This is a genomic window from Quyinboa mangrovi, from assembly GCF_042219825.1.
Taxonomy (GTDB): domain Bacteria; phylum Bacteroidota; class Bacteroidia; order Bacteroidales; family UBA5342; genus JBHJHP01.
The window spans coordinates 192,976-210,553 of the sequence record NZ_JBHJHQ010000001.1; the positions used below are offsets into that span (position 1 = coordinate 192,976).

A 17,578-nucleotide genomic window follows, 5' to 3' on the forward strand; every position below is an offset into this window, starting at 1 on the left:
GACATTTGCAAGGTTTTTTTTTGATATTTATCTGATATTACCCTAATTATGTATGTGCCTTAAACAAAACCAATGTCAGATAAATTTCTTAACAAATACAGAACATCCTCACTTCGTTTGCAAAAGTGGGACTATGGCTGGAATGGCAAATATTTTATAACTATTTGTACGAAACACAGGGAGTATTTTTTCGGTGATATTGATCATGGTAGAATGATATTATCAGAAACCGGTAAAATAGCCAACAAATTATGGCTTGAAATACCGGAGCATTTTTCATTTGTGAAACTGGATGAATTTGTAATAATGCCCGATCATATGCATGGGATAATTATAATTGATAAAAAAGACAGGTCGAGAATGCAAGAACCAGTGGAAACGTCCGATTCGGGCGTTTTCACTGGTTCAGAATATCCTGAACAAATTGCTGCTGCCATGGAAAAATGGAAGCCGGGCACATTAGGTGTTATTATTAATCAGTATAAACGGGCAGTTACAATTAATGCCAGAAAGATTGATCCTGAATTTGCCTGGCAATCCAGGTATTATGAACATATCATCAGGACACATCAATCGTTTGAACGAATTAAACGATATATTAACCTGAATACTGTAAACTGGAAAAAAGAATAAATCTGTGACCCATTTTTCATAAATCACAAGGTCTCACTTCTTTTTCTTCTTCGGCTTTGGCATGGGCAGTTCCTTGAGCGAAATCCTGACCAATTCACTCAACCATTCGCGGTCTTCAATTTTGTCTTCAATCAGAAAACTGTGTTTCGCACCAGGGTAGGGTGGCGCTTCCACTACATTTTCAATAAATTCACGGCCTGATACGGTGGGTTTAATGAATAACTTATTATCACAGATAAGTCCGAATAGTTTCCCATCGGCATAGACAGCGTATTCACCGAACATTTTACGGGCTGTTATTTCTCCTGCATTTTCAATCTGCTCTACCACAAAATCCACAAAGTTTTGACTGGATGCCATTTCCTAAAGTTTATATGATTATATCTGTTTCAAATTTAGGTAATATATGAGTTTATTATTTAACAGAACCTATAAAATTTCTCACACTTTAATTCAGCAGGGACCGGATGGAATATTAATATTGGGTTTTAATTCATTCAAAACTTGTTAATACTTTTTATGTTTTAGTTGATTCATAATGGGTTCATCTTTAGTAAATTGAACGATATTTTTAGAAAATGAGTCCAAGATTAGGATTAGGTCTAGGTTTTTCAAATTTTCATAATTCAAATGAGAAAAAAATGATTGACAAATATTTATTTATTGATGGTGCTTATTTCGAAAGAATAATTGCAAAAGTTTCTGATGAGTTTTTTAATTTAAAAGAATCAGCAAAACTTAATTATCAAGCCGTAATTGGTGGTCATAAAAAAGCATTCTATTATCACTGTTTACCGGGTCAAAGAGATCAAGAATCCGATGTAGATTTTAATAAAAGAAAACAAACGAAAATTGATTTTTTTAATCAGCTAAAGCTGATTGATAAACTTCACGTATTTGAAGGTTTAATTTCTGGAAGTGGTGGAAAGAATGTTCGACAAAAAGGTGTTGATATAATGATTGCGGTTGATATGATGAAACATTCATTTAGAAAAAATATGGATGAAGCAACATTACTTGCAGGTGATTTAGACTTTAAACCATTATTGGATGCATTAGTTGCTGAAGGTATGTTTGTAAATCTTCAATATTCTAATCTCAGTATTAGTAATGAATTATTATACTCTGCTGACAAGAGGGAAAGAATTACAATTAGAAAAATATATAATTGGATTGATTTATTGTATAGAGGTAATCTTGATTTAAAAATTCCTGTTTCAAGACCATATCCAGTAAAGAGTTACTCACAAGGGAAAAAGTTAATTTCTAAGGATTTATTAAATGATGCATTATTTGAAGTTTACTTTAATAATGATTCACAAGAATTTGAGGCATATTACTACGATAAAAACTTACATTTTAAGAATCACTGTTATAACGATTTGGATAAATTAATAATGTTTATTGAGGATGATGAAGGAGAAAAAGTAAGAAGCCTATTATGATTGAGGTATTACATAAAATGAATAATGTTATGGAATCTTGGGATTTTGTATTTAATGTATTAGGAGCATTAGGTTCAGCTGCTACCTTTGGTGCTTTTATATTTCTATTCAGAAGGGATAAGGATAAGCAAAAACAAATTGATAATCTTTCGATTGTAGCGGACAGTTTAAATGAAATGAACAAGGCGGAACAGTTAAAACTTAAAACAGTTTTAAGACCAGAAGTAAAGTGTATTAAGGTAGTGCCGGATGTTTCAACTAATGAAATTACTGTCACAATTAAGGCTTTTAATAATGAAGCTAAAGAAGTTGGTTTAGGTTTTGGTTTTGATGATGATTACATTCAAATGAAATTAGAATATACTGAAGTTGACTTGGAAGTCAATGAACCTGTTAATTACATTTTGAAATATTGTGGCGAAGAACCTATGAAGGATTATTCTTTTGATATTCATTTGCAGTATTGTGACATATTAGGTAATCCCTACTATAAAAAAATCTTAATTACAGGTGATAAATTCAAGGAAATGATCAAGGAAGAAAGGATGTTCTAATTTACTTTAAACGAATAAGATATAAAATATGTGTTTTGTATGTAAATTGTTAGATGCTATTAATGAATATCAAGGTTTTATCATAGTTATTTTTACAGCTATTCTAGTTTGGTTTACAGTACTTCAGCATTTGATTAATAAAAAGCAAAGTCAAATTCAGGAAGATCAACTAAAAGCCAATTTCTTTAAACTACGATTTGATTTTTTTAAAGGATTTATATCATATGTATCTCAATGTTTTGAAAATGAAGAAAAACTAAGAGAATATGGAAATTATAAAGCTGAATGTAGATTATTGTTTAATGCATATGAAGTTAATTTAGTTAATAATATTGAGGTTACTATAAGGCAGTACCATAAGGATAAATCACTAAATGTCGGATTCATAAGTGAGAATAAAAAGCTTCAAGCTTTATGGAATGATGCAGAAACTGTTAAAGATGTAAATATGGTATTAACTCTTATGGAGCAATCATTTGCACAAGATTTTAATTTTTCAAAATACTTTAAGAATAATGATATAGTTGATATTGATTTGACCAGCGAAGCAGAAACAGAGAAGAAGGGATTAAAGCAATTCTTTAAACGCTTTAAAGGGGGGCTAAAATCTTAACAAATCAATTCTGAAAGAAACCAAACCTGAGATTTTGAATTATACGTTTTAGAATGAATCCATACCTAAAAAATTCATTATGGGAAAAACAGAGGACATAATAAAAAATTAGATATTATATTTACTACGAAAATTTATAACGTTCCAAGAGTTATATTTAGTTTGTTTGAATCTATGTATTAATATTAACCTGTTTTAAAAATGATAACATTAGATGCTGTTTTTGGAAAAATCCTTGATAAGTTAGCTTATGTGACTGGAAGTCAATTAATGGGGATTGAAAATATTGAAGAGCAAATAACCATAGTTAAAAATAACTATTCTAAAGCCTTTAATAAATATGAAAGGAATAGTAAAAATTATCCTGGTGATACAGTAGTTAATGATGTAATAAAGCAATTTTACACGCCAACAAATTCTTTACTTGAAAAAATCATACTTGGAAACCATAATTTATATTCTATGGGTGAAATCTTAAATAACCAACCTGAGTATGCTCGTCTAGAAGGTTTTACCATTAGGGAACATTTAAATATGTCAGATTTTATCTATAAACTTAAAGAATTTTTAAAACTTGAAGGATTAAATGAATTAATAAATTTTCAAATTAATATTTTAAGGGTGAGTGGTTCTATTAAAGAAAATTTTGATACCAAAAATAGTCTAAATCATTTGAGACTTTCTAATGATTCTTACGTATTGAGATTATTTCTATTAAGTAAAGATAGGATAACTGTTCTTAGTCAAAGTATATATAGTGATTTCAAAAGTAAGTTTGATTGGGATATAGTTCAACGTTCTTGCGAATTTCTTTTGAATACAGATATTAAAAGAGTCTCTACAAAAAATAACATTTTACTGTTTTGGGATAATTTGAATGTAGCATGGGAAATATATACTGATTCGTTTCAAGATGCTATAAAACTAAGGAAAATAATTAATGAAAATAGATGAAAATATTACCACCTCACAAAATTGGTAGTGAGATACTTGATTTGATCGTTGAAGCGAAAGAATACTTACTTATTGTATCTCCTTATGTAAATTTTAATAACTGGCAACGACTTGCTTCTGAACTGGAAAGTGCAAAGAATAAAGGTGTCAGAATAGACTTTTTTGTACGAAATGAGCCGGATAATGTAAAAAGCTGGGAGAATGTTGAAAGTCTTGGTATTAATGCAAGACTAGTTAATAATCTTCATGCAAAGTTTTATCTAAATGAAAATACTGGTGTAATTTCATCAATGAATCTTCTTTCAAGTTCAAATAGTAATTCTATTGAAATTGGGACCAAGTTAGATTCGATTCAAGAACTAAAAGAATTACAGAGATATGTGAAGGATTTCATTGCTCCAAATGAAGTTAAAGAAAAACCCTCAGATAATGACATTTATCTGGTAAAAGAGAAGTTTAATCAAATACTTCAAAACATACTTTACAACAATGGGAGTAAAAGAGTCAATGTATTTTATAAGGATGGAACTTTGAACATTAATGCGTTCTCAAATAAGTTTTTTTTAGATGTTGACAAAGTCAAGAATACTGTTGTTTTGGCAGGAGTTATCTCGCATGATGAGTTGAAATTTTATGAAATAGAAGCTAATAAAAATTTTAAAACGGACTATTTTGATATAAGTGGAAAAAGGGGAGATGATGAACATTATAATACTCTAATTGCAAGTTCAGTTAAACGATTATCAACCAATTTTTTGGACAATTTGAGAATTGATGAGAAGAAAGAGTTGTTGGATGAAGTTGGAATTTTTATTTATTCAGTTTATGTATTTAAAGAAAAGTGTCACAAAAGAAGAAAATCATAACTAGTGGTATTCAGTGATAAAAACTTTCTGGATTTTAGTGATTTTTTTGTTGATTAATTTAAGTAAATTTTTTAATCGAAAAAACTAGAATCCTAGTGTAGGGTATTAGCGGCCTCCTTATGGGGGATGCTTCTTTATTAAATCTAACCTTACTGCTTAAAGGCAGAGCTCCATCTTTAAAAATGAAAAAAGCTAACTGGGGGCTGAAGATTATAAGTATTTCTTTAATTTAAAAGTGTGTGTTAGAGTGTGTGTTGTAAAAAAAAACAAACCCCTGCATTATATTGAAATACAGGGGTTTGTGAAATATTAAAGTTGTCTCGGAAGGACTCGAACCCTCACAAACAGTGCCAGAAACTGTTGTGCTACCATTACACCACGAGACAGTGAATTTTTGCGAGTGCAAATATAAAAAAATATTTATTTCAATGCATGTAATGCCCTTGAAATCCTTAAAAGATTAAAAATTTTTATCATATGCAGTTTTTTAGTCCACATTCATACCCATAAACAATGTATCATGATATGATTTGTTGTAATAAAAATCCCGCAGAATACGGCCTTCTTCCTTAAAGCCAACTTTTTTATAAAATTCTATGGCAATGGTATTTTCTGCGTTAACATGAAGGTTAATCTTTTTGAGCACCGGATTTTCACTGGCCCATTCCAGAAGTAGCGTGGTAATATCGCGGGCAATACCTTTATTCCACCAGGCCTTTTTTACGACGATGCCATATTCACCGTTGTGCCGGAATTTTTTCAGATGACTACCCTCAATAGATCCAATACCGATGATTTCTTTCCCGTGCAGGGCAAGGATCATTTTTAGCGACCGGTTCAGGATAAAATTAGAAACAAAATCTTCTTCCTGTTTTACGTTCATGGTGAGTTCTTCCGGCTCAAACCGTAAAAATGGAGTCTCGCTTAAGACCTGTTTCATAAAATCTATAAGCTGAACAGCATCAGACAGTTCAACTTCGCGATAGGTTATGGAATCCATGCAAGTCAGATTGTTTCCTGTAGCAAATCTAATACTTTTTTTAAATACATGATCTTTCAGGTTTATTCAATAATTGTGCGGATCACTTTTCGTAAGCCGTTCAATGGCATGTGTAGCCATTCGGGCCGGTTGTTCAGTTCATAAACTGCTTCGTCCACCGCTTTTTCAATTGTAAATAATGTGAGCAAAATATCCGTCTGATGCGGGTCATCCGGTATAAATGAAGCGGCACCGGTTGTCTTTAAATAATGCGTTAAAAACTTATCTTTAACAGTATTATGCCAAATGTCCAGCCACGGTTCAAGCAAGGCAGCGTGTTCCGGCATACGCGAACTATATGCCTTATGTGCCATATAAATGGCATAATGGAACGAGCGTAACATGTACGCCACATCCTTTAGCGGACAGTGTTTTAGGTTTCTTGCAGACAAGGATCTGTCCTTTTCTCCTTCAAAGTCGGTAATCATAAAGTCCTTTCCGGTAAACAGCACCTGACCCAAATGATAATTTCCATGGATCTTTAACTTAGATGCATTCATTTTACCTGCTTCCAGAGCTGTTTTTACGGCAGAGAGTAAGGCATTTTCATTATCCATAATTTCATCAAGCAGGATCTTCTGTGATTGATCGAGATCTTTCCGGGAGGATTTTATCTGACTGAAACTTCGTTTTACACTTGTTCTGAAAGACTGGTATAATGATTTTTGATAAAGCAATGAAAATTTCTCTTCGGTAAAACGATTGTTATTTTTAACAGCCGACAGCGCGAGGTGCATTTCTGCTGTTCGCTGTCCCAACAGCCCGGTCATTTCCATAAACAGAGGATCAAAAACGGCTGTTATGGTTTCGGCATTATCCGGTATAAATGTTGAAGGATCGTCTTCGGAATAGTTGGGTAACAACTGATCTTTTTGAGCGATGATATGATCGAAAAACTTACCAATGGCCGATTCGGTATATTGCCATGCAGTTTCTTCGTGCGGAATATAGTCTGTTAATATACCGATAAGCATATTATCGTGCCAGGGGCGTTTGTATTCAATGGATCCGGCATAGGCAGGAGAATTTTTGAAATTTCGGTTGTTGCTCAGCACTTTAACAATATCTTCCTCCGGATTTACACCTTCCTGCGGACTGCGGTATAATTTCAGGAACAACTTATTGCCATACTGAACCAGGGTGTTAGTCTGCTCGGCGCTAATTACTCTTGGTTCTGTATCGGTGGTTTGTTTAATTGTTTTGGTCGCTGCAAAACCATGCAGTTCTCCTTTCGGTGTTTTAAGCTTTCCTTTTTGCGTCATGAGCCGGAGGAGATCTTCCATAAATTCCTTTTTATAGGAACCGTCATACATTAAACCTTCCTTACCATCCAGATCAATTGTACTGATGATGGCTTCAGGATGGTAGTATCGGATATCAGCAGCATCTTCTCCCAGTGCCACGGATATAGGTATAACATAATATTCCGCATTTTTTTCAATATAAGTCGCTTCAATAATCAGCAGGTAGGAGAATATTGTATGGTCGCGGAATGGCACGGTATCAATAATACTTATGTCTCTGATTTTATTGGAACGTCCCCTGAACCACCTGTTTTTTTGCATGTATTCAAGTATAAGACCCTGTAAATCTGATTTTAATGCTTCCGACATCCGGTTCCATTTTCTAATGGTTACTTCCAGCTTGTAATCCAGTTCCACTGGTTTAATTTCGTTTTCAGCTTTCTGTTTTTTCAGTTCAAACCAGAAATAATTTTTATACTGTAACGGGAAAACGTATGGTTCATCCTCAATCAGTGAAAATTCGTTGCGGCTGAAAACTTCAGTGGGAATGTATCCGGCATATTTTCGCAAATCCAACTGAGCATTTTGAGAATAACGAGAAAGATTGATAATTACAAGGATAATTTCATCCTTGTACGTTCTTGTAAAAGCCAGAATACGTGGATTATTGGTATCGATAAATTCTATGTCGCCACGGCTGAAGGCTTTAAATTGCTTTCGGACATTAATGACACGTCGCATCCACCATAGCAGGGAAGAGCTGTTTTTTTCAAAATTCTCAACGTTAATGGACTCGTAGTGGTAATCGTAGTTAAATACAACAGGCAAAAATAACTGCTGCGGCTCCGCCGTTGAAAATCCTGCGTTTTTATCGGCAGACCATTGCATCGGGGTTCTGACTCCGTCACGATCGCCGAGGTAATAATTATCACCCATTCCAATTTCATCACCGTAATAAATTATTGGTGTCCCCGGCATTGAGAACAACAGCACATTCATAAGCTCAATGCTTTTACGATCATTTTCAAGCAAGGGTGCCAGCCTGCGCCTGATCCCAAGATTGATGCGTTGTTTTGGATTTTTAGCAAAGGATTTATACATGTAATCCCGTTCTTCGTCTGTCACCATTTCCAGGGTCAGCTCATCGTGGTTCCGTAAAAAAATGGCCCACTGACAATTGTCTGGTATAGCCGGCGTTTGTTCCAGAATATCGATGAGAGGAAAGCGGTCTTCCATTTTCATGGACATATATAATCGTGGCATTAGCGGAAAATGAAAGGCCATGTGGCACTCGTCACCTTTACCGAAATACGCAGAGGAGTCTTCCGGCCATTGATTAGCTTCTGCCAGTAACATTTTATCATCAAAGTTATCATCGATGTACTTGCGCAGTTTTTTCAGAAAATCATGTGTCTCGGGCAGATTTTCGCAATTGGTGTTCTCCCGTTCGTATAAATATGGAACAGCATCAAGTCTGAGACCATCCACACCAATCCCAAACCAGAAATCCAGCACTTTAAGAATAGCCTTGTGAACACTGGGATTATCGAAGTTAAGATCTGGTTGATGAGAATAAAATCTATGCCAGTAATAGGCTTTTGCCACAGGGTCCCACGACCAGTTGGACAATTCAAAATCCTGGAAAATGATACGTGCTTCTGGATATTTATCGTTGGTGTCGTTCCAAACATAAAAATCGCGGTATGTACTGCCGGGCTTTGCCCTTCGTGAGCGTTCAAACCATTTATGAGAACTTGACGTATGGTTCAGTACCAGTTCTGTTATGACCCGGATGTTACGCTTATGTGCCTCACGAATAAACCGTTTAAAGTCAGCCATTGTCCCATAATCCTCATGAATACTGGTAAAATCCGAAATGTCATAGCCGCCGTCCTTTAGTGGGGATTTATAAAATGGTAATAACCAGATGGCATTGATGCCAAGGCTTTTAAGGTAGTCCAGCCGTTGGATCAAACCGTTAAAGTCTCCTATGCCATCGCCATTACTATCCATGAATGAACGCACATGGCATTGATAAATTACGGCGTCTTTATACCAGCTTGCAGCTTCCCGGGTTTGGTTTTTCATGATTATTTTTTTGTTTGAGCAGACAAGGAATCTGCTGAAGGATTAATACCTGTATAGGTGTAACTGCCTCAGGCCGGTTTGGTTCAGGTTTTTTACAATAAATATGAAATTATCTAAACTTAAAACTTAATATAGGACATAAAAAAGCCGGTCAGTAAAAATACTGACCAGCCATTAGTGTGTTTCCTGAATTGAATTTGTGTCGTTTAATCAGGATATTAAAACCTGTAAGTGAGCTTTACTGAAATATTTCGACCCGGATTGTAATATCCGAGTGGCTTTAACGTCGATAAATGATCCACATACAAGGTGTTTAGCAGATTAGATCCGCTAATATCTATGCTCAGATTGTCGTAGTCTATCCCTGCAATTACATTCAAAAGTGTATATCCTGCCGTTTTGGTCTCAAATTGAGCCGGATGATTTTGAGCAAACACAAGGGGAAGTGATATTTTCAGCGACAGCTTGTCCGCCAGTTTACAGCTTTCATCCTTATGGAATGTAATGGATGGAGTAAGTTTGTTTTGTGGTATAAAAGGCAGATAATCACCATTTTCTTTTACCGCGTAAATATAAGCGTAGGTGCCGCTCAGCATCAGGTAATGTGTGGGATGTACATCAATACTCCCTTCCATTCCGGTGAGCAGAGCATTGGACTGGCTGTAACGGTAGACCGGAAAATTTTCGTCCGTAAATTCACCAGTGGGTGAAAGGAAGATATAATTCTGAATTTGGTTGTAATAGCCTGCAATTTCTGTCACCACAATTCCGGAGTGATAGTGAAAACTAAGATCAGCCTCATAGTTTCGCTGCGATTTCAGGCTGCGGTCACCAATCTCATACCGTGTACCGTGTTCCCCATCCTGAAGCAATTCTGACACATGTGGAGTTCTGTAGGCCGATGCCAGGTTGAATCGTATCAATCCATCCGGTATAACCTGCCATGTCATTCCTGCCGAGGCGCTAACATTGTTGTACGTTTTTTTGAAGGCCTCCATCATTTCATGAGGTGTATCAACTGTTGTTTCTTCATGGGAATGTGCTGCTTTGATTTGTTCCGGCGCATCCACATACCTGAAATCATAGCGTGCGCCCACCTGAAAAAACAGTGTCCGGTTTAAATTCAATTGATAAAGGCTTAAAGCTGCAAGATCTGCAAGCGTGTAATCGGGAAGAACCCGAACCGGAGCTTCAAAATTGCGGTTTACCTGGTAACGTCCCTGAACACCTGTGATGACTTCACCTGCATCACCGGTTTTTTTACGCAGCTTAGTGTTCAACGAAAGGGTTGATAAATTCATATGAACCAGGTCTCCGGTTGAGCCGAACAGCTCACGTTGGTTCAGTTGATAACTCAGATCGTTATTGAATTTCCAGCTGTTTTTGTAATAATTGTACCGCAGTGTGGCCATGTGGTGATCCAGATTCTGATACCAGACTTCATTTTTGCGGCCCCGTTTACTGATCAGGGTCTGAGCCTCGTCCGATGGAATTCCAGCCTTCAGGGATGTATAGTCGTAAAATAGTTTTATGCGGCTGTTTTTGTATCCGGTTCCGGCAAAAGCCCCGATATTCTGAGCCGAAAATCTGCTGTTCAGAACGGCATTATCATTACCGTCAAGGTAATCTGCATGGTTTTTATATCCGCCACTAATGCCCCAGTTTAACAGTTGTCGGCTGCTTTTCACTTCCATATCGGCCTGGTAACCATTGGTATTGCTCTGCCATCCGGCCTGAACCGAACCTTCAGTCTGACCCGCTGGTGCCGGATCGGATTTGATAAAATTAAGTACACCACCAAGCGCATCAGAACCGTAAAGCAAAGAGGCAGGGCCTTTAATGATCTCCACGTCACGATAGCCGTTGTCACCAATCAGGTAAGGGTGATCCTGCGAAAACTGATAGTTTTCAAGTTTTACCCCGTTATTAAGAACTAATATGTTATTGGTGGATAAGCCGCGGATTACCGGTGAACTTATACCGGGAGATTTTGTGATCACACTAATTCCGGGAACTTCGGCAAGGGCTGCAAAAACATTAGTGCTTGCCGGCTGCAGTTCGTTATGCAAATGATAGTTCTCAATTTTTATGGCATTTTCATGTTGCGAGGAATAGCTTCCGCTGGACACTACTACTTCTTCGGATTGTAAAACGGATGGTGTCATTTCAATGGTGTACAGGTTTTTTGTACTTGTGTTCATATCCTTTATGACGGTTTTGAACCCAACAAAGGAAAACTGCACTTTAAAAACTCCATCCGGAAGGTTTTTAAGGGTGAAAGTGCCATCGTCGTTACTGATTACTCCTTTTGAAAGTTCAGGAATAAAGATGTTCACACCCGGAATCGTTGACTTGTCATTTGAATTGTAAATGGTTCCGCTAATGGTATTTTGACCAACTACGGACACAATAAATAATACCCACACAAAGCAGGTAGTTGTTAAATATTTCATGTAATATTTTTATCAGATTAGTAAGTTTTTATTTCACGTTTAAATAAGTGAAACAACCGGAGGGGCGCGTAATCTGATGTTTTGGGAAGTATACGATACATAAATGGAAGAATAGCCAGAACTGATTTCTCCCAGAAATATTCTGTTCACCGGAATAACCGGATCATAATCAAATAAAAAATGTGGTTGAAATTCGTAGGTGTTGATAAGACATTCAGAGCCATGATTAATAAACCCTGTTTCGTGGGTTGGTGCATGGTGGTGAATATCGGCATGAACCAGCTGAATAAAGAACGGCGCCATAAACAGTGCTATGGCCAGTAGAGCATTATATGTTCTTTTTTGTTGATTCATGAAATAAAGAACAAAGATATCTGAATTTAGGTTTAAAAGCGCTTAATAATTTTTATAATCGAGTGGTGTTTGGGGTGTGATTCGTGAACTTTAATTCGTTACTTCGATACGAAACTGCGTTTCTACTCAGTAACCAGATGCTAAGTTACAAATACAATTTGTACGTACTAATGGACTATTAAAATGATCCACGAAGAAATACGCAGATGAATACGCCGGTTACGCTAATGAAAATAATATTTAATGCATTTGTGATTTCAGCGAAAATCTGCGTGAGGCCTTTGCGTTAATCTGCGAGAAAAAATAATTGTTATCAGATTCAGCTATAGGAAACATTGATAAATGCAGATTGAATTCCTAATTCGTAATTAATTATTTACCTGTCTTTTAAGCCATGCCGGCCGGTTGGTGGTTATACCTGATACACCAAGCTTAATGAGTTTTTTGGCTTCGACAGGATCATCCACGGTCCAGCAAAGCACATCCAGTTTATAGCGTTTGGCCAGATTCATTACAGATTGGTTGATGATCCCATAATACAGGTTGATCCCGTCCAGTTGGTTTTGTGACGCTTCTTTTATTTTTTCTGATAATCCTTCACTTTCCTCACTTAACCAGTAACATTTGTTGTTCGGAAAAGTCTTTTTTGTTTCCAGAATTGTTTCCCAACCAAAGCTTATAAATACAATCTGGCTCGCTTTGGGTGTTGTATCCATAATCTCTTTCAGGTATGGCAGAATTTCTTTTCCGCATTTTATTTCAATTACCAGGGTCTTATGTGGAGGGACGGAGTTGATTACTTCTGTCAGATACGGCATTTTTTCTCCGGCATATTGATGATCTTTCCAGCTTCCCATATCCAGTTTGCGAAGCAGCTTGGCTTTCGATTTGGAAATAACAAGCTTAAGACCCGATGTTCGAAGTGTTGTGTCATCATGACAAACCATAATCTGGTTGTCCAGTGACTTATAAACATCTACCTCAACCGCATCTGCGCCAATCTCCCAGGCAAGATCTACGGAGGCCATCGTATTTTCGGGAGCATTGTACGAAGCTCCCCTGTGCGCTATGTATTTAACCTGCGAAAAGGTGCTGATAGTAAGGGAGATCAAAGTGAAGAGTGCCATTATTCTCATGTCATACGCTTTGCAACACAATTTAAGCCAAAATACTTTAATCTAATATGAAATGTTTGTTACAATTTTTGAGTAAATAGGTCATGAATAATGAAAAATGAACAATAAATGAAGAATTATTCATTGTTCACTATTCATCAATCAGTATTTGGCTACTAACGGCATGCGGCGGCCAAAGCCAAATGCTTTGGATGAGATCCGCAGGATAGGTGGTGTCTGAAAGCGTTTATATTCATTTACGTTCACCAATCGAATAGTTTTATCGATGGTGGCACGGTCATAGCCCAGTGATTCAATTTCCTGTGGTGACCGGTTAAGTTCGATATAGTTAAATAAAATGCCGTCCAGAATATCGTATTCGGGAAGAGAATCAGAATCTTTCTGGTCGGGACGTAACTCTGCCGAAGGTGGTTTAACAATAGTGTTATGTGGAATGATCTCTGAACTTTTATTAATATACCATGCGAGTTTAAACACATCGGTTTTATAAACATCGCCCAGAACAGACAGACCGCCGTTCATATCTCCATACAGTGTTCCATAACCAACAGCTGCCTCACTTTTATTGGACGTGTTGAGCAGGATATGTCCGAATTTATTGGAAATGGCCATCACCAGTGTTCCGCGCATACGAGCCTGAATGTTTTCCTCAGCCACGTTAAACGGCAGATTCTTGAAAACAGGGGCCAGTGTATCTTCAAACTGTTTGTAAATATCTTTAATGGATAAAATGTCGTACTCAATACCCAGATTTTCAGCCAAATCAACAGCATCTTTTATGGAATGATCCGTAGAGAATTGTGACGGCATCAGCAATACCCTGAGGTTCTCGGCGCCCAGAGCCCGTTCTGCCAACACCAAGGTTACAGCAGAATCAATTCCTCCTGACAAGCCCAGTGTGGCTTTTTTGAAACCCATTTTATCGAAATAATCCCTGATCCCAAGAATTAAGGCGTCATGAATAACCGGAATATGATCTGTTTTTTCAGGAATAACCAGTGGCTCAACGTCCATATGATCAGTGTCGATAATCTGAATGTCCTCTTCAAAACGTTTGCACTGTAGGGCCAGGTTACCTTTTCCATCAATGGCCATGCTGTTTCCGTCGAAAACCAGTTCGGTATTGGCGCCTACCTGGTTCACATAAATAGCCGGAATATTATATTTTTCAGCATTGAGTTTTAATACGCGTTTACGGGTACCGTCCTGAACATATGAAAACGGTGAAGCTGCAATGTTGATCAGCATATCCGGTTCCAGTTTGATGATTTGTTCCATCGGAACCACAGAATAAAGTCTGCTCTGTGCAAATGGATTCAGTACCGGTTGTTTTTCCCAGATGTCTTCGCAAATGGTAACGGCGAATTTTTTCCCCTTAAATTCAAGAATATCGAAATTGCTGTTGGGTTCAAAATAGCGGTATTCGTCAAATACATCGTAGGTTGGGAGCAATGTTTTATTGAATACTTTTTCTATTTTACCATTATTCAGAAAAAAAGCTGAATTATGCAGCCGTTTCCCGCGCGGGTTTTCATTCAGGCTTGGTGATCCTACAATTATAGCAATATCCTTACTCAATTCAGCCAGTTTGTTGACCCACAACATGCAGGTATCGAAAAACTCACGTTTTTCCAGCAGGTCATGCGGCGGATAGCCGCAAATACTGAGTTCCGAGAAAACGATCAGGTCAGCACCTCCGTTTTTTGCCTTTTCAATGGCATCGGCCATCTTGTTATGGTTGTATTCAAAGTGACTGACGATATAATTGAGTTGAGCTAAAGCTATTTTCATATTCTTTCCTTAGACATGAGACACAAGAATCAAGACGCAAGATTTTAAAAGTTGATTCCAAGCCGCAAATTTACAGAGTTTAAATTAGTTTTATCACTAATATCGTCATTTGTTGTGATATCAATAAGTCCATTCGTGTAAAAAACGGCTGCATGCAGGTAGGTGTCACCACCAAGGGAGTATTCTATGCCACCTCCAAAATGGAATCCGAGGTCCCCAATCTGAATCTCGTCAATCAGCGCCAGATCATCGCCCGTTTTAGCGTTTGTATTAATCATCGGGGTCAGGCCTAACTGACCGTAGTAACCCAACCTGCGGAAAAGTTTAGTTTTAAGCTTCAGTCCGATGGGTATTTCAATGTATGTAAGTTTATACCTTAAAACTTCACCGTCCTGAATGGTTACATAACTATGATCAATATTCATTTGTGGTTCAGTTCCTGTAGAATATTTAAGTTTTCCTCCGGTATGGCTTCTGAGAACAGAAACCGAAATGGCATAGTTGCGGTCAAAAAAGAAATCGGCCATCAAGCCGTATGACATGCCCAAAACAGAGCCTTCGTTTTCCACTTTCGAAAAATCTGATGTTAACCACGAAACCTGTGGCGAGGCAATAAGGCCCAGTTTTAGCTTTTTGTAGTCCTTCTTTTTATCTTGTGCGTTAACTGTAAATATTGTAAATATCAAAAAAGCAATCACCCAATAAAATTTCATTTCGTGTTATATTTTTCCGTTTCTATATAACCTGTCAAGCATTAAGTCGAGTGTTTCAACGCCAAGCTTTTTACCGATAATTTTCTTGTCTTTGTCTAAAAGAAATATCCTTGGCGTTACGGAAACATCGTAATAATACCTGAAGTTTGTCTGATTATACGGATCCCATACATGAGTCCATCCATACAATTCTTTATCGTTAATGAACTTTTCCCATTCCTCACGATTGGTTTGCGTATACACACAGTAAACGGCTAAACCTTTGTCTTCGTATTTCTTCCAGATTTTTTCGTAGACTTCAGGCACAATAACTTTGCAGTGCGAACAGTTTGGTTCAAAGAAAATGAGAATGGTGTAGGGGGCATCTACCTGATGTAAGGACTTGTAGCCTTCCTGCCAGTCTTCCATAACCAGATCGGGAGCAGTTTTCCCCAGTAATGTATGTTCCTCTTTAGCAACCAGTTCTGCCAGTTTGCTCAGTAAGGTTGAATCAGCCCAGTAAGCATCTTCGTTTAAATAATACTTTTTTGAGACGGCTACACTCAGGCTTTCCATTCCCATAATATCACTTTTGACCGCAAAATTCAGTACGGTTGTTGCCATAAACCTGAAGCAGGTTTTATCTGGTTTAGACTCTTGTATCAGCCTCAGAGCGTAAGGGGTAATGGAGTCAGGTTGCGGAATAAGAACTTTATCGAGGTAATGCGTAATTCTTTCCTTATAAAAAGATGTACGCCAAAGTCCAGGCTCTGTAAGGTCGGTGTTATCAAAATAGTGATTTGCCTCAAAATAATATCGTTTAAGCGCTTTTACGGAGTCGCTCAATGCCTTGTACTCAGGAGTTTGTTCCGGTTCATACTTTACCGGGATAAATGATTTTATGATAGTCCCGTAAAATGTGCCCTGGTATTTTTTATAATCGGTATCCCATTTTTCACTCACTTTATCATTCAGCTCCTGCAATTTCTGTTTCGCAACAGCCAGTGAATCTTTGTTTTGTATCAACGGCCGGTAATGTGAAATAAGGTCCGTTCTTTTTTTCTGCATTCCCTGCATGAATTTATGGTAGGCAGCAAATGCTTCAGATTCGCTGCTTCCCTTTATCACCTGACTGTTGATGAAGTCTGCTGTATCAACCGAAATTGTAAGTGTTTGATCCTGACCTAACAGAATATCGAAAAAAGTTTTGTTAGGGAAATATGCTGTGTAAATACCATTTGGCAGAAGTGTATCACTTTTAATTATTGCTTTTCCGTGTTTGTCAATGTTAAAGGTGTCGGCAACCAGCATATCTTCCCCCTGATAATAATATCCCAGAATCATGGTTGTGTCTTTCCAACCATTGGTCCTGATTTCAATATCGTATTGTCCGTATGAATGACATGAAATCAACATCAGAAATGTAGTTGATATTATAAACTGAACAAACTTTCTCATCGCGGTTCATTTTTGTAGTTAACGTAAAAAACAAAAATAGTGTATTAAACGGATTACTAAAAACAGAATATAGAGGTTAGAGGGTATCATTTATTATGTAAATACATTGTTGTCCGGGTAAAAAAGCAATATACATATAGATTCTTCGCTTCATTTTATTACGCTCAGAATGACAGTCTATTAGGTTCATAAGGTGCTGTAGGATAGGTTGATTTGCGAATCAGTCGCAAATCAACCTATCCTACAGCCCAAAAGCCA

15 protein-coding genes and 1 tRNA gene are annotated in these 17,578 nt (G+C 37.1%); 6 read left to right on the forward strand and 10 right to left on the reverse strand.

What is annotated here, in order from left to right:
• Positions 1 to 72: 72 nt before the first annotated feature.
• Positions 73 to 633: a transposase gene (locus ACE1ET_RS00770; RefSeq protein WP_375726445.1), complete on the forward strand. Its 561-nt coding sequence runs from the start codon at positions 73 to 75 to the stop codon at positions 631 to 633.
• A gap of 33 nt (positions 634 to 666) precedes the next feature.
• Here ACE1ET_RS00770 and ACE1ET_RS00775 read toward each other — a convergent pair whose 3' ends face one another.
• Positions 667 to 993, reverse strand: coding sequence for a TfoX/Sxy family protein (locus ACE1ET_RS00775; RefSeq protein ID WP_375726446.1), 327 nt, complete (start codon positions 991 to 993; stop codon positions 667 to 669).
• A 218-nt stretch (positions 994 to 1,211) separates the two neighbouring features.
• On the opposite strand from ACE1ET_RS00775, the gene ACE1ET_RS00780 reads away from it, so the two are divergent.
• The 5 genes from ACE1ET_RS00780 to ACE1ET_RS00800 all read left to right on the forward strand — a co-directional run bounded on the left by ACE1ET_RS00780 (position 1,212) and on the right by ACE1ET_RS00800 (position 5,065).
• Positions 1,212 to 2,078: an NYN domain-containing protein gene (locus tag ACE1ET_RS00780; RefSeq protein WP_375726447.1), complete on the forward strand. Its 867-nt coding sequence runs from the start codon at positions 1,212 to 1,214 to the stop codon at positions 2,076 to 2,078.
• Complete coding sequence (locus ACE1ET_RS00785; protein WP_375726448.1) at positions 2,075 to 2,632, forward strand: hypothetical protein; 558 nt, start codon at positions 2,075 to 2,077, stop codon at positions 2,630 to 2,632. Before ACE1ET_RS00780 ends, ACE1ET_RS00785 begins: the two co-directional genes overlap by 4 nt.
• 28 nt (positions 2,633 to 2,660) lie before the next feature.
• On the forward strand, positions 2,661 to 3,245 hold the full coding sequence (locus ACE1ET_RS00790) for a hypothetical protein (protein WP_375726449.1): 585 nt from the start codon (positions 2,661 to 2,663) through the stop codon (positions 3,243 to 3,245).
• A 201-nt stretch (positions 3,246 to 3,446) separates the two neighbouring features.
• A complete protein-coding gene (locus ACE1ET_RS00795) occupies positions 3,447 to 4,199 on the forward strand; it encodes a hypothetical protein (RefSeq protein ID WP_375726450.1) in 753 nt (250 codons plus the stop codon).
• On the forward strand, positions 4,196 to 5,065 hold the full coding sequence (locus ACE1ET_RS00800) for a phospholipase D-like domain-containing protein (RefSeq protein ID WP_375726451.1): 870 nt from the start codon (positions 4,196 to 4,198) through the stop codon (positions 5,063 to 5,065). Before ACE1ET_RS00795 ends, ACE1ET_RS00800 begins: the two co-directional genes overlap by 4 nt.
• Positions 5,066 to 5,380: 315 nt before the next feature.
• Here the strand turns inward: ACE1ET_RS00800 and ACE1ET_RS00805 are convergent.
• The 9 genes from ACE1ET_RS00805 to ACE1ET_RS00845 all read right to left on the reverse strand — a co-directional run bounded on the left by ACE1ET_RS00805 (position 5,381) and on the right by ACE1ET_RS00845 (position 17,320).
• Positions 5,381 to 5,451: transfer RNA gene (locus ACE1ET_RS00805), tRNA-Gln, on the reverse strand.
• Positions 5,452 to 5,552: 101 nt separating this feature from the next.
• Complete coding sequence (locus ACE1ET_RS00810; RefSeq protein WP_375726452.1) at positions 5,553 to 6,065, reverse strand: GNAT family N-acetyltransferase; 513 nt, start codon at positions 6,063 to 6,065, stop codon at positions 5,553 to 5,555.
• A 62-nt stretch (positions 6,066 to 6,127) separates the two neighbouring features.
• Positions 6,128 to 9,436, reverse strand: coding sequence for a maltose alpha-D-glucosyltransferase (gene treS, locus ACE1ET_RS00815; protein WP_375726453.1), 3,309 nt, complete (start codon positions 9,434 to 9,436; stop codon positions 6,128 to 6,130).
• Positions 9,437 to 9,654: 218 nt separating this feature from the next.
• Positions 9,655 to 11,889 (reverse strand): TonB-dependent receptor, encoded by a 2,235-nt coding sequence (locus ACE1ET_RS00820; protein WP_375726454.1) that lies wholly within the window; start codon positions 11,887 to 11,889, stop codon positions 9,655 to 9,657.
• A gap of 39 nt (positions 11,890 to 11,928) precedes the next feature.
• Complete coding sequence (locus ACE1ET_RS00825; protein WP_375726455.1) at positions 11,929 to 12,243, reverse strand: hypothetical protein; 315 nt, start codon at positions 12,241 to 12,243, stop codon at positions 11,929 to 11,931.
• Positions 12,244 to 12,611: 368 nt separating this feature from the next.
• Positions 12,612 to 13,370 (reverse strand): glycerophosphodiester phosphodiesterase family protein, encoded by a 759-nt coding sequence (locus tag ACE1ET_RS00830; protein WP_375726456.1) that lies wholly within the window; start codon positions 13,368 to 13,370, stop codon positions 12,612 to 12,614.
• Positions 13,371 to 13,520: 150 nt separating this feature from the next.
• On the reverse strand, positions 13,521 to 15,170 hold the full coding sequence (locus ACE1ET_RS00835; protein ID WP_375726457.1) for an NAD+ synthase: 1,650 nt from the start codon (positions 15,168 to 15,170) through the stop codon (positions 13,521 to 13,523).
• Positions 15,171 to 15,214: 44 nt separating this feature from the next.
• Positions 15,215 to 15,883, reverse strand: coding sequence for an outer membrane beta-barrel protein (locus ACE1ET_RS00840; protein ID WP_375726458.1), 669 nt, complete (start codon positions 15,881 to 15,883; stop codon positions 15,215 to 15,217).
• Positions 15,884 to 15,889: 6 nt separating this feature from the next.
• The gene (locus tag ACE1ET_RS00845) at positions 15,890 to 17,320 is read right to left on the reverse strand and encodes a TlpA family protein disulfide reductase (protein ID WP_375726459.1); all 1,431 of its coding nucleotides are present in this window, start codon (positions 17,318 to 17,320) and stop codon (positions 15,890 to 15,892) included.
• Positions 17,321 to 17,578 lie beyond the last annotated feature (258 nt).